At 43.2% G+C, this 23,217-nt stretch carries 17 protein-coding genes; 8 read left to right on the forward strand and 9 right to left on the reverse strand.

Annotated elements, in window-relative coordinates; genetic code table 11:
* Window positions 1-12: 12 nt before the first annotated feature.
* On the reverse strand, window positions 13-1,062 hold the full coding sequence (gene gldB / locus NAF17_RS00600; RefSeq protein WP_370340310.1) for a gliding motility lipoprotein GldB: 1,050 nt from the start codon (window positions 1,060-1,062) through the stop codon (window positions 13-15).
* Window positions 1,063-1,202: 140 nt separating this feature from the next.
* Here gldB and NAF17_RS00605 point away from each other — a divergent pair, with 140 nt between their 5' ends.
* Window positions 1,203-2,852, forward strand: coding sequence for an NAD+ synthase (locus tag NAF17_RS00605; RefSeq protein WP_252756034.1), 1,650 nt, complete (start codon window positions 1,203-1,205; stop codon window positions 2,850-2,852).
* An 81-nt stretch (window positions 2,853-2,933) separates the two neighbouring features.
* Window positions 2,934-3,557 carry a DUF4136 domain-containing protein gene (locus tag NAF17_RS00610; protein ID WP_252756035.1) on the forward strand — a complete coding sequence of 208 codons (624 nt, stop codon included), beginning with the start codon at window positions 2,934-2,936 and terminating at the stop codon, window positions 3,555-3,557.
* A 216-nt stretch (window positions 3,558-3,773) separates the two neighbouring features.
* On the opposite strand, the gene NAF17_RS00615 is transcribed toward NAF17_RS00610, so the two are convergent.
* Window positions 3,774-3,971: a hypothetical protein gene (locus NAF17_RS00615; protein ID WP_252756036.1), complete on the reverse strand. Its 198-nt coding sequence runs from the start codon at window positions 3,969-3,971 to the stop codon at window positions 3,774-3,776.
* A 28-nt stretch (window positions 3,972-3,999) separates the two neighbouring features.
* Window positions 4,000-7,722: a DUF8693 domain-containing protein gene (locus NAF17_RS00620; RefSeq protein ID WP_252756037.1), complete on the reverse strand. Its 3,723-nt coding sequence runs from the start codon at window positions 7,720-7,722 to the stop codon at window positions 4,000-4,002.
* Window positions 7,723-8,091: 369 nt separating this feature from the next.
* Between NAF17_RS00620 and NAF17_RS00625 the strand changes: the two genes are divergently transcribed.
* A complete protein-coding gene (locus NAF17_RS00625) occupies window positions 8,092-11,823 on the forward strand; it encodes a S8 family serine peptidase (RefSeq protein ID WP_252756038.1) in 3,732 nt (1,243 codons plus the stop codon).
* A 51-nt stretch (window positions 11,824-11,874) separates the two neighbouring features.
* Here NAF17_RS00625 and NAF17_RS00630 read toward each other — a convergent pair whose 3' ends face one another.
* A complete protein-coding gene (locus NAF17_RS00630; RefSeq protein ID WP_252756039.1) occupies window positions 11,875-12,369 on the reverse strand; it encodes a hypothetical protein in 495 nt (164 codons plus the stop codon).
* A 236-nt stretch (window positions 12,370-12,605) separates the two neighbouring features.
* Between NAF17_RS00630 and ggt the strand changes: the two genes are divergently transcribed.
* The 4 genes from ggt (at window position 12,606) to NAF17_RS00650 (ending at window position 16,399) form a co-directional block, all read left to right on the forward strand.
* Window positions 12,606-14,303 (forward strand): gamma-glutamyltransferase, encoded by a 1,698-nt coding sequence (ggt, locus tag NAF17_RS00635; protein ID WP_252756040.1) that lies wholly within the window; start codon window positions 12,606-12,608, stop codon window positions 14,301-14,303.
* 107 nt (window positions 14,304-14,410) lie between these two features.
* A complete protein-coding gene (locus NAF17_RS00640) occupies window positions 14,411-14,851 on the forward strand; it encodes a MarR family winged helix-turn-helix transcriptional regulator (protein ID WP_252756041.1) in 441 nt (146 codons plus the stop codon).
* Window positions 14,852-14,941: 90 nt separating this feature from the next.
* Window positions 14,942-15,451, forward strand: a complete 510-nt coding sequence (locus tag NAF17_RS00645) for an FKBP-type peptidyl-prolyl cis-trans isomerase (protein WP_252756042.1) — start codon at window positions 14,942-14,944, stop codon at window positions 15,449-15,451.
* A 6-nt stretch (window positions 15,452-15,457) separates the two neighbouring features.
* On the forward strand, window positions 15,458-16,399 hold the full coding sequence (locus tag NAF17_RS00650; RefSeq protein WP_252756043.1) for an FKBP-type peptidyl-prolyl cis-trans isomerase: 942 nt from the start codon (window positions 15,458-15,460) through the stop codon (window positions 16,397-16,399).
* A 2-nt stretch (window positions 16,400-16,401) separates the two neighbouring features.
* Here NAF17_RS00650 and NAF17_RS00655 read toward each other — a convergent pair whose 3' ends face one another.
* The 3 genes from NAF17_RS00655 to NAF17_RS00665 form a co-directional block, all read right to left on the reverse strand.
* Window positions 16,402-17,718 (reverse strand): cryptochrome/photolyase family protein, encoded by a 1,317-nt coding sequence (locus NAF17_RS00655; RefSeq protein WP_252756044.1) that lies wholly within the window; start codon window positions 17,716-17,718, stop codon window positions 16,402-16,404.
* Entirely contained in the window at window positions 17,711-18,616 is a 906-nt protein-coding gene (locus NAF17_RS00660) for a TIGR01777 family oxidoreductase (protein WP_252756045.1), read from the reverse strand. Before NAF17_RS00660 ends, NAF17_RS00655 begins: the two co-directional genes overlap by 8 nt.
* A 116-nt stretch (window positions 18,617-18,732) precedes the next feature.
* Entirely contained in the window at window positions 18,733-20,178 is a 1,446-nt protein-coding gene (locus tag NAF17_RS00665; protein ID WP_252756046.1) for an SDR family oxidoreductase, read from the reverse strand.
* A gap of 206 nt (window positions 20,179-20,384) precedes the next feature.
* On the opposite strand from NAF17_RS00665, the gene NAF17_RS00670 reads away from it, so the two are divergent.
* Entirely contained in the window at window positions 20,385-20,603 is a 219-nt protein-coding gene (locus tag NAF17_RS00670) for a hypothetical protein (RefSeq protein ID WP_252756047.1), read from the forward strand.
* Window positions 20,604-21,145: 542 nt separating this feature from the next.
* Here the strand turns inward: NAF17_RS00670 and NAF17_RS00675 are convergent.
* Entirely contained in the window at window positions 21,146-22,474 is a 1,329-nt protein-coding gene (locus NAF17_RS00675) for an ABC1 kinase family protein (RefSeq protein WP_252756048.1), read from the reverse strand.
* Window positions 22,475-22,478: 4 nt separating this feature from the next.
* A complete protein-coding gene (locus NAF17_RS00680; RefSeq protein WP_252756049.1) occupies window positions 22,479-23,201 on the reverse strand; it encodes an HAD family hydrolase in 723 nt (240 codons plus the stop codon).
* Between the last annotated feature and the right edge of the window lie 16 nt (window positions 23,202-23,217).

The following is a 23,217-nucleotide window of genomic DNA, read 5'->3' on the forward strand; positions in this document are numbered from 1 at the left end:
AGTGTTGTGTCTTTATTCTTTGACGTTTTTCGGCCGGTATTTAGCTTCATTGAGGATCTTTTGAGCATCCCTGTCGTTCATCAGCTGTTGCAGGGTAACGTTGGGATGCTTATCCATATATTGCTTAACAATTTGCCATCCCGTCCAAACGCCAAGCTTTGGTGCCGATTCATTTTTATCGCCAAGGCCGGGGGTGAAGGGCGCCTCGTTAAGGTATTTTTGTATCTTTTGGAAATCGGTTTCGTAAAGCAGGTTCTCCTCCAGGAAAAATCCCCAGATATTACCTTTAAAGTCTTCGCACCATTTTAGTTGTTGCGCGGTGTAGCCTATTTTGGTAGAATCGGGCACATCGGGCAGTGTTTGGTCCATAAAGTATAGTATCTTGCCGTTGTATACCATTTTGGCGAGTAATGAATTATCGCGGTCATCTTCGGGGAACATATCCTCGCGGGCTAAACCTTCTACCACGCGTGGGGCAATATTATCGGAAGTAAACCTGCGCGACAGGTAATGCGGAAAGCTCTCTACCAACGCCGGGTAAAATTTAGAATCGGCACCTAAAAAAAGATCAAGCCCGATACCAAAGTAACCATCCCCAATACTGGTTTGCGCCTGGAAGCCTGAGAAGTAAGCGTATACTTTTGGCAGCTTCTTTTGCGGGTAAAAATATTTTATCCGGCGGAAGGCATCCGTTAGTTCTGCATCCTGCTTATCGGTGTTGGGGTAAGCAGCATCCACATCATGTTTAAGATCGGTATATGCCTTGCCGGCAAAAACATCGCGCAGGTTTTTGTAATAGTTTGTATCGGCAGTACTACCTATCTTTAAAACGCGTTCAATAAAATCCTGGTAAAATACGCGGTACTTGCTTTGCAAGGCAGCTATCTGCGGGTTAAGTGGTTTTGTATGCAGCAAATCAAAATCCTTGTCGAAGCGTTCAATCTTAACATCAACAGGTATATTGCTTATATCAACCTTTTTATTGCGCTTGCAGGCCATAAAAGCCAGGCACAAAAAAAAACTTATATAAATAAGCGTTGTTTTACATGAATTAGACATCATTAATAGCGTTTTAGCAAAAATAATTTTTTTATTTGCATTAGGGGAATTAGTGAGTAGTTAAGTGCTAAGTAGTGAATAGTTTTGTTTCATTATAAGCTTATTAACCACTTGTCAAATAACCAATTACCACTCAAAATAACATGAAGATAGCATTAGCCCAGCTTAATTATCACATCGGTAACTTCGAGTCTAATACAAATAAGATCATAACCGGCATCCGCGAAGCAAAACAAAACGGGGCCGACCTGGTGGTTTTTGCCGAGTTATGTGTTTGCGGTTACCCCGCTCGTGACTTCCTGGAATTTAACGAATTTATCAGTCTTTGTGGTGATGCAGCTAAAAAAATAGCAGCCGAGTGTATCGGCATCGCGTGTATTATCGGCTTACCAACCTCAAACAACAATCCGGAAGGTAAGGACCTGAATAACTCAGCCTACTTTATCGAGAATGGCGAAGTTAAAGCGGTAGTTAACAAAGCTCTTTTACCCAATTACGATATTTTTGATGAATACCGGTATTTTGAACCGTCGACCCAGTTTAGCTGTATCGATTTTAAGGGTAAACGCATAGCATTAACCATATGCGAGGACTTGTGGAACACCATTGAGAACCCGCTTTATGTTACCCGCCCCATGGATATATTGATCCAGGAAAAGCCAGATGTGATGATCAACATCGCGGCATCACCATTTGCTTATAACCATGATGAGGAGCGGATTGCTATTTTAAGCGATAACGCCCGCAGGTATAACCTACCGCTCTTTTACGTGAACCATGTAGGCGCGCAAACCGAATTGATATTCGATGGTGGATCTTTGGTGATTGGCAATACCGGTGAGATAGCCGATGAGCTGCCTTACTTTACCGAGAATACCGCTTACTATACTTTACAGGATGATGCGAGTATTACCTTTGAGCATCAAACCACCCAAAAAACAGATCGCCCAAGTGATATTGATCAGATTCACCAAGGGTTGATATTGGGAATACAGGACTACTTTTATAAATCGGGCTTTAAGCAGGCAATATTAGGGTTATCGGGTGGGATAGACTCTGCCGTGGTATGTGCCTTGGCTGCCGAGGCACTGGGTGCAGAGAATGTGATGGCGGTACTACTGCCGTCAAAATTCTCCAGCGACCATTCCCTAAAAGATGCCGAAGACCTGGTGACCAACCTGGGTTGTAAATCAGAAACCATCGCTATCGAAAAAATAACCGATGCTTTTGAAAGTTCGTTACATCCACAATTCAATAACCTGCCTTTTAATATTGCCGAAGAGAATATCCAATCGCGCAGCAGGGCGGTATTGCTGATGGCCATGTGCAATAAGTTTGGCTATATCCTGCTCAATACATCAAACAAAAGCGAGGCTGCCGTAGGTTATGGTACGCTTTATGGCGATATGTGTGGCGGTATCTCGGTTATTGGCGATGTGTTTAAAACACAGGTTTTTGAACTGGCACGCCATATAAACCGCGACCGCGAGATCATCCCCGAAAACACCATTGTTAAACCACCATCTGCAGAACTACGTCCCGACCAAAAAGACAGCGACTCGCTGCCGGAATATGATATTTTAGATGCGATATTGTCACAATATGTAGAGCATCGCCGTTCATTAGCAGAAATCATTAAACAAGGTTTTGAGGACGCTGTAGTGCACAAAGTACTGCGCCTGGTTAACATGGCCGAGCATAAACGCTATCAAACTCCGCCAATACTCCGCGTATCGCCTAAAGCCTTTGGAATGGGCAGGCGTATGCCAATAGTAGGGAAATATCTAACATAAAAAATATTTTAATTTTTGATAAAACAGATTAAACCTTTGCGAAGTAATTAGTCTAACACATAATTTATAACTGATGAGGCAATGAAAAAATATATCTATTTAACGCTGACGGTGGCTGTCGTATCGCTGCTATCGGCCTGTAGCAGCTACAATTACTACACAGCTGCACAAAACAAAACAAACTTATCAACTTACAAAACCTTTGCATGGGCAGCACAGCAAACTAACCCAAACAAGCAATGGCGCCCACTCAACGAGATTGGAAGCGGCAAAGTACAAGAAGCTACAAGGCAAGCATTGGCTGGCAAAGGCCTTGTACTTCAAAACCAAAATCCCGATTTGCTGGTGCGTTACTTAACGGTTACCGGCCGTGGTACTAAAACAGAGTTTTCCTCACCTTACTACGGTGGTGGCTTTTACGGCGGTTTTGGTGGTGGCTGGTACCGCCCATGGGGATACGGCTTTGGTTGGGGAGGCCCCTGGGGCTACGGCGGCTGGGGAGGACCAACTTTTGCGGAGAAAGTACATTATAAAGAAGGTACGATTATTATTGACCTGGTTGACAGCAAAACCCAACAGGTAGTATGGCGCGGTTATGGCGTTGGCGAATTGCATAACCCAAAGCAAACCATGCGCGATATCCCTAAGGTGGTAGAAGGTATTATGAAACAGCTGGAATTAACACCGCCGATGCGTAAGTCATAAAAGACTTTATATGTCACCAAAAAGGGGATGCAATTTGCATCCCCTTTTTGGTGACGGCATTTTAGGCCTATTTGTGTTCATGTTCACGCTGTGAACACAACGGTTGTTTTGCAAACGACTTGATAATCAAATGTTTAACACTGACAAGGAATTGTCACTTGTTCATGTGAACATTATAAACCATGTTTACGCCCCCGGAGCGTTTTAAAACGCCCTTTAAACGCTCAGTCCTTTCTGTTTCTGATGCATTTTGTAAGCACCAAAAATAACAAAGGCAAATACTAAAAAGTAAACCCAGGTATCAAGTGGGCAGGGGTCGTCATCATCAGTGCCACCACAGGGGTTTATTAATTGAGCGTATGAGATAGTATGAATAGTAAGCAGAGTAAACAGGGCAAATATCTTTTTTATCATTATCATTTATCTTAATACCGCTAAAGTATTATAGTTTTACAAATTTACCATTACCTATTACGGCTTTGGTGGTGTTATTAATAACCTGTACAAAATACGTTCCGGGTAATAAATTACCTACGTTAGCTTGCCAGGTAGCCTCGGTTGATACCGCGTTTTTTATTAACGCCCCGCTACCGTCAGATATTTTAATATTGTAGGTGGTTGCAGTAGCTGGCGGGTTTATAACGCTAACGTTTACAGTGTTGCTAACCGGGTTCGGGTACACATTAAACGCGTTGATAGTAACCCCTTCAACATCGGCATACATAATATTTGCCGTTTTAGAATAACTGATAGTACCGTTAATGTCATCTTGTTTTAAGCGATATTGGTTTAAACCTTTTACGGGTTTGGTATCTACTAAAGCATATGTGCCATTGTTACCGGCATGCAGGCCGCCAATAATGTCAAAAGTTTTGCCGCCATCAATGCTGCGCTCTACAGTAAAGTTTGTGTAGTTGCTTTCATTTTCGCTAATCCAGTTAAGTTTAACACCGGCTGTAACTTTAACGCCCTTAAAATCAAGTAGTTTTAAATAAAGAGCAGGGTTTTGGCGGATAACTATAGTAAAACGTTTATCGCCATAAGTGTCTAAATTACCTTTATCGATATTAAAATTATAGGTAGCATACGCACGCATATCTAATGAATCTGCTTTAAACGCGTCTTTCAGAAAAACCTGATATAACGCCGGCATGTTTTCAAGGGCATCCATTTTTAATGTATATAAGCCTGTAGTTGTGGCGTCTACTGTTAAAGGTAAAACCTGCGGAGTTAATTTAGGCAGTGGTAACCTGTTTATACTCAATAAAAAATTGTCAGATGATCGTGCCGACAGGCTCACCCTGGCACCATTGCCACCAATATCTAACGCGTCTTCGTCAAAAGAGAACTTAGTATCATTTTTATTATTTAAAACAAAGGTTACAGCATCAGTATTAAAATCATCTTTAACAAGTTGAATTCTAAAAACAGGATCGTTCTCGGTTGTGGTAGCTATAGGTGTACCCATCAATTTTTTTAATGGCAGGCTCATTATTTTAGCTATACTGGCAGTTGCCGGTAACGTTGATGTTTTAGCTGTTTCGCGAAAGGTGAGCGCCTGCGTGGTATTATTAGCAATTATAAAAAACCCCTGCCCGCTGGCTATCATATTATTTACTACACCATCGCTTGAAATCGCATTACCTGGTTTGATTGTGCTGGTAGTATCAGCAATAGAACTTATAGCATTGGTGTTTTGCTGATAAGGGGCGTATTGTTTACTATTAATATTATAAATATATATGGTTGCAGGGAGGTTGTTACTACCATAAATTGATGAATTGGCGCCATTACGGTTGTATTTTTCCCAATTAATGGTTGATGGGTATGGGTTACCAACCAAGTTATATCCGCGTATTGCTGTATTGGCAGTGGCTGTGCTATAACCCAAAAAGGCGTTACCTGGTGTATACCATGGTGTTACGGTATAGCTACCTGTATTTATAGCACCGGTAGCTGTAAAAGTTGTTTCAGTAGGGAGGTATGATGATATAGTGGCTCCAAGTAATGTCGAAATCAATCTATCGCCCCTGAAAAAGAATAAAAAGCCGTTACCCACGGGGATATTATACGTGCTTGCCTCGCCATCAAAAGCATAATTTGATGATAGGAAACTATTTACCCCCCTGAAATTTCCGCTGGTGAAAGATGATTGTGAAGGCGCCATGTTTTCGCGAAAGAAATGTATGGTGGGGTTTCCGGTTTTGTCAAAACCACCACCGGTGCCTGTTGTACCTGTGATCCATGCATTATTTTTTAAGTAAGCCAAAGAATAATTTGTACTGCTTGTATTTACCGGCGATGAAAATAAACGAACCCCCCTTACTGCCGAAACATACCGCTGTACAAATGTTTTTGCAGCCGCGCTTGTTAAAGTGGAGCCAACTAATGCCCCTATTGATCCCGAGCCGGTGGCATCAGAAAGTAATGTTAGGCTACCGCCATTATTTATAGTTGTTAAAGAAGCCGATAATGTTCCTGTGGAATTTATTACTGTGGAGCTTGTTGGCCCAAGTGTTAAAGTGCCCATGGTGATAGCAACTAAGCCCGATAATTGTAAATTACCTCCGGCTTCTATGGTTATACCATTGGTTACCGTTAAATTTAGCACATCTAATGAAATTTTTGTGCTATTATTTATGCTGCTTATAGTGTTTGGCCCAATAGTGATTTTACTTACAGTTGGGCTACTTGTGAGCATAGGTTGTGTAGTAAAAGTGTTACCCCCAACCCCAAACCGGGCAACATCACTCGATCCAGGTGCCGTGCCCTGCACCCAATTTAAATTATTAGACCAAAAATAAAAGCCGGTAGCTAAGTCTGCTGCGCCACCTTTCCAATCGTATCCCTTCCCAAAGGTAATAGGGTTGCTTGTTGCACTTGTGTTTGTGTAGCTTAAACCTGTAGAAGAATTATTTGGACGCTCGTAGAAGTCGTTTACACCGTTAACGGTGATAGTTCCCGTTGGTGGGCTGCCATAGTTTAAGGAAGCTTTTAATGTACCAGTAAAAAAATAATATTGCGGTGTAGATAACGTACCATCAGTTTGGCCACTTGATGCTATTGTGTCTGCTATATTAGAAGCTGCTATAGAACCATTACCGGTTCCGCTTAACTGTACAGATGTGCTAAGTGCGCGATCATTAGTTGTAGAATAAAATGAATTAAAGGACTTGTATAATCCACCGGAAGTTTGGACGAAATAGTCATTTAGTGCTGAACCACTGGTATTAAAATACATTTGGGTAGCAATAGGAAAGTTGCCTCTGCTTTGTACTTGTAAGCCATAAAAAATTACAGTTTGGTTTTCGCTGTAGGGGGGTTGTGTAATGCCATTAGTTGCGCTGTTTGCATTTGTGCCAACAAATTTTAACACTCGGGTGTACATGTCAAATTTATCCCACTGAAAACGATTTTTAGTAGTGCTGGTGGCTTGCAAGTATGAATAATAGTATGTGCTATATGTGCTACCTGTTGTGCCGCTGCCTATACTTATTAGTGTTTTAGCGGTGGTCATACCGGTAACGTACTTATCCATATATATAGCCCATGACCCGGCCTTCATTCTTTGTACTTTGATCATATAGGCGGTTTGATCATTTGCTAACGGGATAGATAATATTTGATTATAACGCCCAGCACCGGCAGCCGCATCGAAACGGTACCGTAATATTAAATTGCCGCCAACATGTGTAATGTAAAAGCCCATCATGTCGTTGCCGTTGGTGGCAAATCCGTTTGCGATAAGCCAATAACGCCAGGAATTGGTGCCGGCAGTTATTACGTCCGGGTCATCATTTGCTGAGGCGCTTGTGTTTTTATAAAGAAAGTTCCATTCGTAGTCTGTTGCATTAAGATTAATACCCGTGGTTCCATTGCCTAAGAAATCCCAGCGAATGGCGCTAACAGCATTAAGGTTTGTAGACGCCAGGCTAACCAAGCCTTCAAGCGGTGTTGTAGTAGAGGCGTCGATAGTAACACTAGCACTTGTGCGTGTGGCGCTACTAACACCCGCTGCACCTAAAGACGCTGTGTTGCCGGCCGTTGCAGTTTCAAAATTATTGTAATAATAAGTTGCATTATCGCTATATTCCTGAGCGTAGATTACACTTATATTAAGTGTAAAAATTATGCACAAAAGATATTTAAGTAATAGTTTTTTCAATGAATTAGGATATTAAGTGTTTTCTGCAAAGATCATACAAGATAACTAATATCAGCCTGTTATTTTGGTAATGTTTAAAATAACAAAATATACGTAATAATTAATTAAATAGATTTTGCAAAAAGTGCAATAAATAAAATACATGCAAATGGTTATTGTGCATTAAGAAGCCCCAAAATGGGCAAGTAAGTACACAAAAAAAAGTATTTATTAGCAAAATAATATCATTGTAAACGCTAATATATATTTATACAGATCTGGCGTATTAACTTATATTACTTTTTATATTAGTTTGTTCAAAAATCGCTCCGTATTATTTTTTAATACGCCATTTAATACGGAAACTTGTAAATACTTCGCTAGAAAATTATGGGGAAATTTTATTCAGCAATACTTTTAAACATTTTACTTTTTTGTTGCATTTCCCCGGCCATTGCCCAACAGCAGCAGATCCCGGTTGACGCGGTTAAGAAAAGCCGGCTGGACGCGTTGGCGATCAGCTCCCGGGCAAACTTCACAACGGGGTATCAAAGGGCTTTGGCATTGGCCCCTCAAAACGGCTGGGCAATCCGCCGCGTCACTAAAGCCGGTAACCTAATTGCCCTGCAGGGGGTTAACAGCCACGGTTTCCCTGTTTATCTTATCACCCATAACAATACCACTGCTGCCGCTACCACCGGCACCAACACCGTACAACCCGGCGGCAGTTTGGGTTTAAACCTTACCGGTAGCAGTGCTTTTTTAAACAACAAGCTTGGTATTTGGGATGGTGGCCAGGTTTACAAGGCGCACCGCGAGTTTGAGGGTAAAACGATCACCGCGAAAGACAATACCGCCATCTTAGACCACTCCACCCATGTTGCCGGCACCATGATAGCCAAAGGCGTGTACGCGCCTGCAAAAGGGATGGCCTATGGTGCAACCACGCTATCTGCCTGGGATTTTGATAACGATGTATCTGAAATGAGCGCCGCGGCCTCCGGCCTGTTACTTTCCAACCACTCTTATGGTGATGTTGGCGGCTGGGATTATAACAGTGCCGACGCCCGATGGGAATGGTACGGCCTGCCCGGCGATAACGAAGATTACAACTTTGGCTTTTACGATGCGCGCGCGCAATCGTTTGACCAGGTTGCTTATAACGCGCCATACTATTTAATTGTGGAGTCGGCAGGTAACAGCCGCTCCAGTAACGGGCCCGCGTTAGGGGATACATACTATGGGTTTGAAAGCCGTACCAACCCAACTTTTGTAAATAAGGGCGCAAGGCCGGCAAACATCGGTAGTAATAATGGGTATGATATTATTACCACCACCGGTAACGCAAAAAATATACTAACGGTAGGCTCGGTAGGGCCGCTGCCAAACGGGCCGGTTAACCGTACAGATGTTGCCATATCATACTACAGCAGCTGGGGCCCAACAGATGACGGCCGCATAAAGCCCGATATTGTTGGCGATGGCGAGCAGGTGTTATCCACCGGGGTACAGGGCACAAGTTCGTACCTGACTTTGTCTGGCACCTCAATGGCGGCGCCAAACGTTACAGGGTCGTTATACCTGTTGCAGGAGTATTACGCGCAAAAAAATAACGGCACTTTTATGCGTGCCGCTACTTTAAAAGGGCTTGCCTGCCATACCGCGTTTGATGCCGGCAACGTTGGCCCCGATTATATTTATGGCTGGGGATTACTGGATATGCACAAAGCCGCGCAGGCAATAACAGATAACGGCACAAAAAGCATCCTTAACCAGGCTACTTTAACACAGGGGCAAACCCGTACAATTAAAGTGACCGCTTCGGGAGTTGGGCCGCTGGCGGTAACCATATCATGGACAGACCCTGAAGGTACTCCAACCAACGGCACAACCATAAACGACCGTACCCCCAAATTGGTGAATGACCTTGATGTGAGGGTTAGCGATGGTGCTAATACCACAATGCCCTGGGTGCTTACGCCCGATAACCCGTCTGCACCGGCCACAAACGGGGATAATGTAAGGGATAATATAGAACAGGTTTACATTGCGGATGCCGTGCCGGGGAAGGAATATACTATCACCATATCGCACAAGGGTATTTTAAGATCGGGCAGCCAGGCTTATTCGGTTATTGTTACGGGTGTAGGCGGAAATCCGTATTGCGCATCAGCCCCAACGTCTACAGCCGATTCTAAGATCAATAGTTTCTCGTTATCAAATGTCAGTTACACCGCACCTGCAGGCTGCACCGGGTATACCGATAATACCAACCTTTCCATCCAATTGGAAGCGGGTAAAACCTATCCGTTTAGCCTGGCGCTGGGTACCTGCGGCGCAAACTTTAATAAAGCCGCCAAAATATTTATCGACTGGAATGGTAACGGGACATTTGATGCCAATGAACTTGCCGCAACAACCGCAATTGTAAGTGCTACGGGCACCATCAGCGGTAACATAGCTGTTCCTGCTACGGTTTCGCCGGGTAACATTAGCCTGTTGCGTATTGTGTTGAACGAAACTAATGATGCATCGGCAATTACAGCGTGCGGCACCTACGCCAAAGGCGAAACGCAGGATTACACCGTACAATATTTAAAACCCGCCATTGATGTGGGTGCTGTCGCGATAACAAATTCTGATGGGGGTGTTACCTGTGCTACTGCTGTTGGTGTTACGGTACGGCTTAAAAACTTCGGCAGCGCTGCTGTTAGTAATATCCCGGTTACGGTAACAGTTGCCATAAATAGTAATACACTAACTACCTTTAGTGGCACCTACACCGGTAAGCTTAACCCCGAAGAAGAAACAGATTTTACCCTGAGCGGAAAGTTCAATACCACACCAGGGGCAACCTACATGGTAACTGCAGAAACTAAACTGATTTCGGATCTGCTTGCGGCGAACAACAAGGCTACCGGCGTTATATCCATAGGCTTTCCGCCGGAGGTTAGCAACTTATCGGCTTATTTCTGTACCAACAGCAATGCTTATTTATTGGCCGGCAATGGCGATGGCGAATTGTTCTGGTATAAGTCGCTTACAGATGTTGTACCGATTGGTTATGGTTCGCCGGCTACAATTACGGCCGCCCCGGTAAATAATACTTTTTACGCAGGCTTAAATGACTTTAGCGGTAAGGTTGGCCCTGTAAATAAAAATGTATTCCCAACAGGTAGTTACAATCAGTTTACAACAGATGTAAATGTAACTACCAAAATACCGGTGGTTATAGAAAGTGCAAGGCTATACATTGGTAACCCGGGGCGAATGACGTTTACGGCAACAAATGATAATGGTGAAGTGGTATCATCGGTAACCCTTAATGTTACGGCTACCCGCAGCAAAGCCCTGCCCGGCGACCAGCCCAATGATATTGCCGACCAGGGCAAAGTTTACACCCTGAATTTGACATTGCCTGCTGCAGGTAATTATACCATAACCCCAACTTATGAAAACGGTGCAACCCTGTACCGTAATAAGGATGGTGTTACAGGTTATCCGTTTACCACGGGTGGCCTGTTCTCTATTACCGGCAATACAGCCACCCCCAATCCCGGAATTTACTACTACTATTTTTATGATATGCAGGTACGCAGCCCGGGTTGCGCATCAATAACACGTGTGCCGGTAACCATTACCAAGCCAACGGTTACCCAAAACGGGGCTGTATTAACATCAAACATAACCACAGGTAACCAATGGCTGTTGAATAGTAAGCCGATAAAAGATGCTACAAGCGCAACTTACACGCCGTTAGTTAGCGGTAATTACCAGGTGCAGGTTACGCTTGCTAATGGTTGTGTAACTATGTCCGATCAATTTGCGTATGCTATAGTCGCTAAAAACCCGGATAGGTCTTCTGATATTGGTTTAACTGTATTCCCGGTGCCGGCTACAACTTATTTTAATGTGGTGTTTGAAGTTAAAGCTGTGGGTAATTTAGAAATATCGCTGGTGAACACAGCAGGGCGGGTTGTTTACAGATCAGCCCAAAAAGTAGCCGCCGCGGGTAACTTTAGCACAGTTATAAATACTACAGACCGCCTGCCCGGTACTTACGTGTTAAAAGTAAACCTTAACGATAAAGTATATTCCAAAAAAATAATTATTGTGAATTAACAAAAAAACTGTGCTATTAAGCACAGTTTTTTTGTTGTAAGATGCCCTGCGTTAAAACGCGTATTTCAATCCTAATCCTGGTGCAAGGTCAAAGAAAGGGCCGGTAGCAAGTTCTAAACGGGGGTTAAGGTCAAGGCTAAAAGCTATTGGCGAGTCTTTCAGTTTATATTCAAGGCCTAAAACGCCATCGGCACCAAGTAAAATGTGGCTATCGTTGTAAACGTTATCGTCGCTGCCAAAGCGCTTGTAAACCCCTTTACCTACCGAGCCAACGTGCGCGCCAAAGCCGTAATAAAATTTCAATAGCGGCGTGTTAAAGGCAGGCTGATGTAACTCGTATAAGCCGGTTAATACCGCGCCATGGCTGCGGATGCCTACTATACCTTCAATCGCTGTGGTACTGTTCATGAAGTATTTAACAGAAAGGCCGTTCTCGTAACCGCCAAATTTTAGGCCGACAGCGGTGTTATAATCCTGCGCGGCAGAGCGTTTGCTAATGAATAAAAACGAAGTAAGTAATACTGCAATAAGGGTAAATTTTTTCATGTGGGGTAGTGTTTTTGGGGTAGATCTTATGACGGAAATTCCGCCCGTGCCTGCCCATGTGTAAATGTTAGTTTCGCGTTATAAACGGCGAAAATGCCTTTTTATGCTCTTTTAACAAAATTATTGATGCAGAAAATTAACAGTCCATTGATAAACAACCGCAAAATTATGAATGCTGATAGCTTGTAATTGTATATTAAAATAGATTAAATTGCCAAATATTTACACCTTCTAAAATGAGTTTAAATCTGCGGTTACCTTTTAAAATAAGCTTTTTTATTATATCTTTTGGGCACGTATCCTGCGCGCAAGATCTGCCGGCCACCAACCCCAAATACAAAAACGGGATGGTTGTTTGCGCTTATCCCGATGCATCCAAAGCCGGGCTCGAGATCCTGAAAAAAGGCGGTACCGCGGTGGATGCTGCCATTGCGGTACAATTTGCGCTTGCCGTTACCCACCCGCAGGCGGGTAATATTGGCGGCGGTGGTTTTATGGTTTATCGCCCGGCAAATGGCAAGGCAAATACATTAGATTTTAGGGAGAAGGCACCCGCAAAAGCAAGCGCTGATATGTACCTGGATGCAGCAGGCAATGTGGTCCCTAAAATGAGCCTGTACACCCACCAGGCATCTGGCGTGCCCGGCTCTGTTGACGGGATGGTACAGGCGCATAAAAAGTATGGTAAATTAAAATGGGCTACATTGATGCAGCCTTCAATAAACCTTGCTTTCAAAGGGTTTAAGATGACCAAACGCCTGGCAGCAGATATAAACCGCAATAATTCGGTTTTTAAAAGCCTTAACCCGGGAAAGAGTTACTTAATTAAAGAGAACGGTTATAAAGAAGGTGATATACTGATACAGGAAGATCTTGGCAAAACGCTGGCCGCTATTCGCGATAGAGGACGCGCAGGGTTTTACGAAGGCCCGGTTGCCGACCTGATTGTTGCCGAAATGCAGGCGGGCAAAGGCATCATCACTAAAGCCGACCTTAAAAATTATCGCTCGGTGTGGCGTAAGCCTGTCACCGGCAAATACAAAAGCTACAATATCATCACCATGCCGCCCCCATCAAGCGGGGGGATAGCTTTGTTACAATTACTGCGCTCGGTACAGAAATATCCATTACACCGTTATGGCTTTAACAGCGACAGCACAGTACAATTAATTACCGAAGCAGAGCGCCGCGTTTATGCCGACCGCTCCAAATACCTGGGCGACCCCGATTTTTACAAAGTACCGGTAGATAGTTTGTTAAAGCCAAAATACATCGATAGCCGTATGCGAAATTTTAACTGGGATGCAGCTACACCAAGCACCTCCATACAACCCGGTACTTTTGTAGGGTACGAAAGCGACCAGACCACCCACTACTCCATAGTTGATAGGGATGGCAACGCCGTATCAATTACCACCACTTTGAATGACAGCTTTGGCTCCAAAATATTTGTATCAGGTGCGGGCTTTTTGCTGAATAATGAGATGGACGATTTTAGCTCGAAACCCGGAGTGCCTAATATGTACGGTTTATTAGGGGGCAAAGCCAACAGTATACAGCCGGGCAAACGCATGCTGTCATGCATGACGCCTACCATTGTAGAAAAGAATAACAAGCTTTTTATGGTTGTTGGCACCCCCGGTGGCTCAACTATTATTACCTCGGTTTTCCAGACGTTGTTAAATGTGATAGAATTTGATATGGATATGCAAAAAGCGGTGGCTGCCAGGCGTTTTCATCACCAGTGGCTGCCCGATGATATCCAAAGCGAGGACGGTGCCCTAAGCGACCCCGTAAAAGATAAGCTTGCTAAAAAAGGATATACATTAACCAAGAGCGGAGCCATTGGCCGGGTAGACGGTATTTTAAAAACCAAAGCCGGCTATGAAGGCGGCGCCGATCCAAGAGGAGATGATACTAAGGTGGGGTATTGAGATTGGTTCATAGATGATGGTTCATACCCGAAAATTAAAGCTCCCAGCAGCTGCTGTGAACCATTATTTATGAACCATCAACTAAAAAATGTTATGTTTGTCTACTTATGCGAAGCAGTGTAAAACACCAGGAAACAATTGATTACTTTTTAAAAATCGTTTGGCAAACCGTTGCTAACCGGTATAACCAGTTAGTTACCGATTTTGGTATTACACAGTCTATAGGTTACCTGCTTATCAATATTGAAGAGGAGGGTACAACCGTATCGCAGGCGGCGGCATTGCTTGGCTTAAAATCTACCAGTTTATCACGCATGCTTAACCAGCTGGAGCAAACGGGCCTCATCTACCGCGAATCAAACAAAGGCGACAAGCGGTCTGTAAAAATATATTTGACAGACCTGGGCAAAGAAAAACGCCAGTTGGCTAAAACTGTTGTAAAACAGTTTAATAACTACCTAAACGCCCACATAAGCGATGCAGATAAGCAGTATTTAACAGATATGCTTAAAAAAATCAATCAGCTTACACTTAATTACAAACCCTGAACGTTAGCTTTTAGCGACCGCTAATTGTTAAAAAGTGTTAAGCTGCTGTAATTGCCATATAAAACAATAAATTTGCCTTTTGAAAACTGAATGAACAGGGTACTTCTGATATTATTTTTAAGTATAATTTGTTTCTCATCTTGCAAAAAGGGTTACGATTCTATTGCCGAAGAAAGAACACAGGCTGATATTGATCAAAAGGTAATTGAGGATTATATTGCTGCTACACCCGGTTTAGGCGCTAAGATTAAGCAGGTTGACAGTGTTGGAATTAAAACCGGTGTTTATTACGTTGAAGAAAAAGCCGGAACAGGGAATGCGATATTTACAAATTCAACCCGGATAACAATAGATTACACCAGCAAAATACTTACTACAGGAGTGGTATTTGCCAGTAGCAATAATTTCCACCCCTCGTTTACTTTGGGCGAAGTGTTAAGGGCCTGGAAGCTGGGGATCCCAAATATGAAAAAAGGCGGTAGGATCCGTATAATAGCGGCATCGCGCTATGCATATGGGCCATATGACCAGCCCGAAATAAAATTACCTGCAAATAGCGTAGTTGATTTTGATATTGAACTTTTAGATGTAACGAACTAATTTTAGATGAAACAAAAGATCTTTACTTTTTTATTGATAGCTGTTGCAGGCTTAACAGCTTGTAAAAAACTTGATAACCTACCGGATATCAGGGCGTATGATAATCAGCAGATAGAAGCTTATATAAGCGCGAACGGCTTAAGTGATTTTAAAGCTGATACCACTAAAGATGGTTCCGGCACAACCGGTATGTACTATAAAGTATTAACCCCCGGCAGTGGCGATACCTTAAAATATGCCGATAAGGTATCATTGGTTTATACCATGAAATCTTTCGACGGTAAGTACGTATCATCTGATACTATCAATAATCACATGAACGATTTTTTAGGACACTTAACTGCCAATAATTTGCCCAAAGGTTTACAATTAGCTATCCATAACCTGCTTAAATATAAAGGCGGCAGTATGCGTTTGCTGATACCATCGCGTTTAGCATACGGTGTAAATGGGTTTGGGTCTGGTAGTATTACCAACGTAAATACCCGTATTGCAGGTAACCAAAGCCTTGATTATTATGTACATGTAATTGGCGACCAAAATGCTTACGACGACCTGGTTATTAAAAATTACATGGCGGCTAATAACTTAACCGGCTATCTAAAAGATTCGGCAGATGCTTCTGTTAAGGGGCATTACTGGTACAAGGTTATTACACCGGGTACGGGAGGCATTGAGATCAGCGAATTTTCTACCGTTACAACTACATATAGCGGCAATTTATTAAATGGCGTAGCTTTTGACGAATCGGCTAAAACAACTGCCACTACCTTAACCCCGTTTAGTTTAATTGAGGGCGTAAAGGATGGACTTATAAAACATGCGGTAACGGGTACATCTATATCCTTGTTTATACCATCGGTATTAGGTTATGGTACAGCTCCACGAAGCACAATACCTGCCAACTCGCCGCTTAGGTTCGAGTTTCAGGTAACTAAGGTTGAATAATATTATTTGCTTAAAGCCTCTTTAAAAACTTTTAAACATCTATCGCGCGCTAAAGCGTGGTCTACAATGGGTTTTGGATACTTGCTGAAGTCGGCATATTCCGGAACCCATTTTTTTACGTATGCTAATTTCGGGTCAAACTTTTTCAGCTGGCTATCGGGGTTAAATATCCTGAAGTATGGTGCGGCATCGGTACCACTACCGGCAGCCCACTGCCAGCCGCCAACATTACTTGCCATTTCATAATCCAATAACTTGCGGGCAAAGTAACGCTCGCCCCAGCGCCAGTCTATCAGCAAATCTTTAGTTAAAAAGCTGGCAACCACCATACGCACACGGTTGTGCATGTAGCCTGTAGCGTTCAGTTCGCGCATGCCGGCATCCACCATCGGGAAACCGGTTTCGCCTTTGCACCAGGCCTCAAATTGCTCTTCGTTGTTTATCCATTTAATGCGGTCATACTCCGGGCGAAAGGCGTGGTCCATGGTTTGCGGGAAATGGTGTAATATCATCATATAAAACTCGCGCCATATCAATTCGTTCAGCCAGGTTTTTTCGTGTGCTTTGTGGGCATCCCTCGCGCAACGCCTGATGCTTACTGTACCAAAACGAAGGTGTACCCCAACGTGCGAAGTGCCCGTTATTGCCGGGAAATCGCGGTTTTTAGCGTAATCTGCAATTACACTGTCGTATTCTTTTTCCGGGTAATCTATTTCACTTTTAACAAAACCCATTTCATTTAAAGTGGGTATTGCCGGGGCTTTAAATTTGTGCAGGTTTGTCAGGTATTTTTCAGATGGATAGGCCTTTAAATAAAAGGGTTTTAGCTTTTGATACCACTTGTTTTTGTAGGGCGTATAAACAGTATAGGGTTTGCCGTCGTCTTTGGTCACTTCACCCTTTTCGAAAATAACCTGGTCTTTATAGGTTTTAAATTCGATGTTGCGTTTGGCGAGTAACTCTTTAATATCATCATCGCGGTCTTTAGCGTAAGCAGGCTCATAGTCATGATTGGTGTAAACAGCTGCAACGTTATATTCTTTGATGAGTTGTTTCCAGGCATGTTCGGGCTTGTCATATACTACCAACAAGCTGCTATGGTGTTTTTTAAATTCTTTGTTGATTTCTTCAATTGCTTTATAAATAAAACTTACACGGGCATCATCTTTATCTTCCAGTTTATCCAATATCTCTTTGTCAAAAATAAAGACGGGTAGTACCGGGTTGCCGCTTTTTAGGGCATGGTACAAACCTGCGTTATCTTCCACCCGCAAATCGCGGCGAAACCAAAATATACTTATCGGGGTAACCTTATCCATAAATTTCTTTTAAAGCCGAAGATACGTTGAGGTATTTAAATTTAAAACCTGCTTCTTCAATTTTTTGTGCTGATGCTTTTGTGCTGCCCAGCACCAAAACTGCCATTTCGCCAAACAACAGTTTTATTAAAAAGGCCGGTATGTTAGGTGCCCAAAGCGGCCGGCGTAGTTGTTTAGCCACAGCTGTGGTTAACTCTTTGTTGGTTACCGGTAACGGCGCAACCATATTGTAAATGCCTGTAAGGTGCTCGTTAGCCAGGCCATGCAGGTAAATGCCAATAGCATCCTGGTGATGGATCCATGGTACCCATTGCATGCCCGTGCCTAATGGCGACCCTATTGCCAGTTTTACAGGCAAGGCCAGTTGTGGTAACGCGCCACCCCCGGTGGTTAAAACAACACCGGTACGGAATTTCAGGATTCGCAGGTCAAACTGTTTGCCTTCATCAACCGCTTTTTCCCATTCAACACAACAGTTGCCAATAAAATCATCGGCGGGGGTGCTATCTTCGGTAAGCAGTTCATCACCACGGTTGCCATAATAATTAATGCCCGATGCCGATATCACCGTGCGCACTTTATGCGCCTTGCTTTTCATGAGCCCGTAAATTAAGCCGATGGATTTTGTGCGGCTGTCCAGTATTTCGCGCTTGCGCTCATCCGTCCACCGTTTATCTGCAATGCCTGCACCCGCCAGGTGGATAATGGTATCAACCCCGTCTACGCAATGCGGATCTATCTGCCCTTTATTTACATCCCACAAAAATGTTTTTACCTGCAGGTTTTTACCCGGGCTGCGGCTTAAGTGGCTCACCGCGTGGCCAAGCGCTAAAAGCGCTTTTGTTAATTCCCTGCCCAATAAACCCGAGCCGCCTGTGATGAGGATATTTTTACTCATTTGTTGTTGTAGTTCGTAGTTGTCCGTAGTTAATAGATCATGCTTTATGGTGAGGAATTAATGGTTGATAGTTAAGATGAGAAGTTCAGTATTATCAACCATCAACTATGAATCAACTATTCACCCTCCTTAAAATCTGTTATCCTTTTTGCCATTCCCTTAAATATAAAAAGGTGAAAAGGCCACATCATATACCAGTATAACCTGCCCCAAAGGCCCCTGGGCCTAAAGGTAGCAACCTGGCTCAAAAAAGTTTGGTTGTGGCGCTCAATAATTTTAAATTCTAACCAAGCCTCGCCGGGGAGTTTCATTTCGGCATAAAGTAACAGGCGGTTGTTTGTTTTATCGGCCAATAATACCCGCCAAAAATCAATAACATCGCCCGGCGAAACGCTTATGTTACTGGTGCGTCCGCGCCTGCTGCCTACGCCGCCAAACAGCTTATCCAAAAAACCGCGTATGCTCCAGATCCAATCCCAGTAATACCAGCCGCGGTTACCGCCAATAGCCATAATGTTCATAAGCACCTCTGCACTGGCGCGCTTAAATGGCTGCTTAACTTTATACTCCAGCGTGCCGTTTTGCGGTACTTTTATCTGGTCCATAAAGCCGGAGGTAAGGTAGCCGTTGTTCAGCGCGTCCTTCCAGCTGCTTACAATGGAGTTTTGTTCTATTTTATTAAATGCCAGTTCCAACGCCTCCTTGTAAGTTATGCAATGGCGTCTTACCACGCTATCAATATCATGGTTTTTCATGATGGTTTCGTTCTTCATGCTATTTACCAGGCTTTGGGCAAGCGAGTAGCTGGTTGATGTTACAAAGTATAGCCAGTACGACGAGATCTTGGGTGACAGGAACGGTAGGGTAATAATGTAGCGATCAAGCTTACGCACTTTGGCGTAGGTAAGCATCATTTCTTTAAATGTGATCACATCCGGCCCGCCAATATCAAAAGTTTTGTGGAATGATGACTCATTCATTAGTACCCCTTCCAAATAACCCAATACATCACGGATAGCAATAGGCTGGCATTTGGTGTTAACCCAGCGCGGTACGGTCATAATGGGGAGTTTCTCGGTAAGGTCGCGAATGATCTCAAACGATGAACTTCCCGAACCAATAATAATAGCTGCACGTAACACCGTTAGCGCTGCCGTGCTTTCCCTTAAAACATCTTCCACATGGCGTCGCGATAGCAAATGGTTGGAGAGGTTGTCGGCGTTGGTAATACCGCTCAGGTAAATAAGCTGGCGGCATTTTGTTTTATTGAGTGCCGCAACAAAGTTATGCGCGGAAAGATCCTCCAGCATGGCAAAGTCATCGGCCTGGGCCATGGAGTGTACCAGGTAATAGGCGGCATCAATATCTAAGGGGATGGTTTCAATACTTTCCTCTTTCAGCAGGTCGCCGGTTAGCAGTGTTACCCGTTCGCTATAGTCATTTTGTTCATGAAAGCGGCGTTTATCGCGTACAAGGCAAACCACGGTGTGGCCTTTTTCCAATAAAACCGGGATAAGGCGTGTGCCAATGTATCCGTTAGCACCTGCAAGTAACACTTTCATATATATGTTTCAACAATGTTAGGGGTGGGGTGTTTTAAATAGCGGCGTTTATTAAGCAAATATTTTTAAAAGCGCTGTATTAACCCGGGATTGCAATCGTAATGTAACAAATTTGTTAATTATGGTAATTATTAAGTAAGTAAATAAATCCAACAAACTTTTTTTTGTCGTACATGTTAAATAAGTATTAAGAAAAACCACAGGTTATGTTTACAAGCAGTTTTCAATTAGTTATAATTTTTTCTATCGCTTCAATTATTGTTATGTTAGCGGTTTATGCCCTTTATTGCCATAACAGGGCACGGGTTTTTGCAACCAAGGGCCGAGTAACTGATGTGGAAACTTGGGCCATGAAATCTATCATAAGCTGGATAGGTGCCTTTTTTTTAACACTTGCCGCTATAGTTCCTTTTATGATTGATTAATAAAGGTTTATTTTACCTAAGTCTATCTCTTGGCTTTTCGGATAAAATATAGCTTATTTACGTATGATTTTTATGTAATATAACAGCCACTCAAAATTCTTTTACCGTCAAAATCCGTTTACACAATTCAGGTAATGTTAAATCAATGTTAAATCGCAATTTTAGGATCATAACAATTTGTGCACTGGCAATAATTACTTTGTGCTGTCTTTTTTATGGTATATATAGCCGTAGCAAATATAATTATTTTTTAGGTAGTGGACGTGTGCCCGAGTTACAGTCATGGTCGGCAAAGGCATCAATTAGTTGGGTTGCCAGTGCTATACTAACCATTTTGATGATAGCCCAGCTGATTGTGGAAGAGTAGTAAGCCGGGTACCACAACTCCCCAATTAGATCAATATTTCACGACTTAAATAGACACAGGCCGGTAAACAGATATTGAGGACTGGTACTTGCGGGCAAACATAGCGTGGGTATCTACAGCCTGTAATCAGCTTGCGCTGGTATTCAGGTTTATCCTAAATTTCCCTAAGGCTAATTTATCCAACCAACTCTTCTACATGTGGCTTGTACGTGTCCGTTTTAACGCGGGCCTGTAACTCATGTAATATATTGTACAAGCCAAAGTTTGTGCGGTTTACATAGATGAAATGCTTTACACCACGTGCTTGTTTAAACTCGGGCATTTTGGCAACTTTTTCGCCAAAGCCAAATAGGTCATTAAAAAATTCCTTCTTTCCAAAATCGAATGTTTTAGTGATATATGGTTTGGCAAACAGGCTTATCATTTGCTTAAACATGGTGTGAAAAAACTCAATTTGAGCCGGGGTGTCATTAGGCAATATCATTTCCAGCTTGCGGAACGCTTTAATAGTTTCTTCTTTGTTTTCGAACAGGTCGGTTGAGGTGAGCGAGAAGAAAGGGTAATAGAAATCATCGGGCATTACCTTAATACACCCAAAATCTATACAGCCCAGTTTGCCCTCGGGTGTTATCAGGAAGTTACCGGGATGCGGGTCGGCGTGTACGGCGCGTAATTCGTGTTGCTGGTAATTGTAAAAATCCCAAAGTGCCTGGCCTATCTGGTCGCGCAATTCCTGCGATGGGTTGGTAGCTAAAAACTCTTTTAAATGTTGCCCTTCCAGCCAATCCATAGTGATAATGCGCTTTCTCGATAGGTCGGGATAGTATCCCGGGAACACTACATTGTTCAGGTGTTTACAGGCGATAGAAAACTCTATCGAGCGGCGTACTTCCAGCTCATAATCGGTTTCTTCTAAAAGGCGTTCCTCCACTTCGTTCATATAAACGTTAAGCTCTTTTTCGCTCATGCCCAGCATGCGGAACGCGAAGGGTTTTACCAGTTTAAGGTCGGATGAGATGGAATCGCCTACGCCCGGGTACTGAATTTTAACCGCCAGTTTTTTACCGTTCAGCTCTGCCTTATGCACCTGGCCGATAGACGCCGCGTTGGTAGAACGGATGTTGAACTTATCGTAGATCTGATCGGGGTTTTTACCGAAGTATTTCTTAAACGTTTGCACGATAAGCGGCCCCGATAGCGGCGGCGCATTATACTGCGACTGCGTAAATTTATCTACGTATGCCTGTGGCAGCAGGTTTTTATCCATGCTCAGCATCTGTGCTACTTTAAGCGCGCTGCCTTTTAATTCGCTGAGGGATTGATAGATGTCGGTAGCATTATCCTCATTTAGCTGCGATTTATCCATTTCTGGATTGAACAGCTTTTTTGAATAATGTTTAATATAGTTACCGCCAATTTTAAAGCCTGTTTTCACAAACTTGGCGCTGCGTTCAACCTTGCTGGTGGGGATGCTGTTTTGTTCGTTAGAGGTATTCTCGCTCATGTTATTACTTGTCAAATAGTGCGGCCATTTTATGCAGATCTATATCGGCATAATCATTAATTACCAAATCGGCCAATTTGGTAACGGTTTCTGCGGGGTGGGCGGTGGTAATGCCAACTACTTTCATACCCGCATTTCGTCCCGCCTTTAATCCCGAAATGGAATCTTCAAACACCAGGCACTTTTGGGGTAGTGCATTTAAATGCTCGGCGGCTTTTAAAAATATCTGTGGTGATGGTTTAGGTTCGCTCACCATGCTGCCGATAATTATGGCATCAAAGTGTTGGCGAATATGTATCGTCCCAAAAATAAAGTCCACATCTTCCATACTTGATGAGGTGGCTAACGCAATCTTAACCCCGGCGTTTTTAAGGTCGAAAAGAAACGTTTCAAGGGCGTTTATCGGTCGTAAAAAAGGTGTGAAATCTGCCTCATAAAAGCCCTTTTTTTCCTTAATCAGTTGCTTCATTTTGGCCTCATCGGTATCATCACCAAAATACTTTTTCAGGGTATTTAAAATGGGTACACCGCTAATGCTGGTCAGGTAAGTTTCCCTGCTCAACTCCGGCATATCATACTTTTTAAAAAGCTTCTGCCAGGCCTGGTAATGATATGGGGTATTGTTTACTAAGGTGCCATCCATATCAAATATGGCGGTGGCTCCCTCCAAATCTCCCCCGATAGGGGATACTTTTTTATTTTTAATTGGGATTTTCTTATAGATCATTTATGTTTTTGAGCCC

This window comes from Mucilaginibacter aurantiaciroseus, assembly GCF_024055595.1.
In the GTDB taxonomy this organism is placed as follows: Bacteria; Bacteroidota; Bacteroidia; order Sphingobacteriales; family Sphingobacteriaceae; genus Mucilaginibacter; species Mucilaginibacter aurantiaciroseus.

Coding starts and splice junctions, on each gene's coding strand:
- gldB (WP_370340310.1), bottom strand. CDS start 1,062: ATGATGTCTAATTCATGTAAAACAACGCTTATTTATATAAGTTTTTTT.
- NAF17_RS00605 (WP_252756034.1), top strand. CDS start 1,203: ATGAAGATAGCATTAGCCCAGCTTAATTATCACATCGGTAACTTCGAG.
- NAF17_RS00610 (WP_252756035.1), top strand. CDS start 2,934: ATGAAAAAATATATCTATTTAACGCTGACGGTGGCTGTCGTATCGCTG.
- NAF17_RS00615 (WP_252756036.1), bottom strand. CDS start 3,971: ATGATAAAAAAGATATTTGCCCTGTTTACTCTGCTTACTATTCATACT.
- NAF17_RS00625 (WP_252756038.1), top strand. CDS start 8,092: ATGGGGAAATTTTATTCAGCAATACTTTTAAACATTTTACTTTTTTGT.
- NAF17_RS00630 (WP_252756039.1), bottom strand. CDS start 12,369: ATGAAAAAATTTACCCTTATTGCAGTATTACTTACTTCGTTTTTATTC.
- ggt (WP_252756040.1), top strand. CDS start 12,606: ATGAGTTTAAATCTGCGGTTACCTTTTAAAATAAGCTTTTTTATTATA.
- NAF17_RS00640 (WP_252756041.1), top strand. CDS start 14,411: ATGCGAAGCAGTGTAAAACACCAGGAAACAATTGATTACTTTTTAAAA.
- NAF17_RS00645 (WP_252756042.1), top strand. CDS start 14,942: ATGAACAGGGTACTTCTGATATTATTTTTAAGTATAATTTGTTTCTCA.
- NAF17_RS00650 (WP_252756043.1), top strand. CDS start 15,458: ATGAAACAAAAGATCTTTACTTTTTTATTGATAGCTGTTGCAGGCTTA.
- NAF17_RS00655 (WP_252756044.1), bottom strand. CDS start 17,718: ATGGATAAGGTTACCCCGATAAGTATATTTTGGTTTCGCCGCGATTTG.
- NAF17_RS00660 (WP_252756045.1), bottom strand. CDS start 18,616: ATGAGTAAAAATATCCTCATCACAGGCGGCTCGGGTTTATTGGGCAGG.
- NAF17_RS00665 (WP_252756046.1), bottom strand. CDS start 20,178: ATGAAAGTGTTACTTGCAGGTGCTAACGGATACATTGGCACACGCCTT.
- NAF17_RS00670 (WP_252756047.1), top strand. CDS start 20,385: ATGTTTACAAGCAGTTTTCAATTAGTTATAATTTTTTCTATCGCTTCA.
- NAF17_RS00675 (WP_252756048.1), bottom strand. CDS start 22,474: ATGAGCGAGAATACCTCTAACGAACAAAACAGCATCCCCACCAGCAAG.
- NAF17_RS00680 (WP_252756049.1), bottom strand. CDS start 23,201: ATGATCTATAAGAAAATCCCAATTAAAAATAAAAAAGTATCCCCTATC.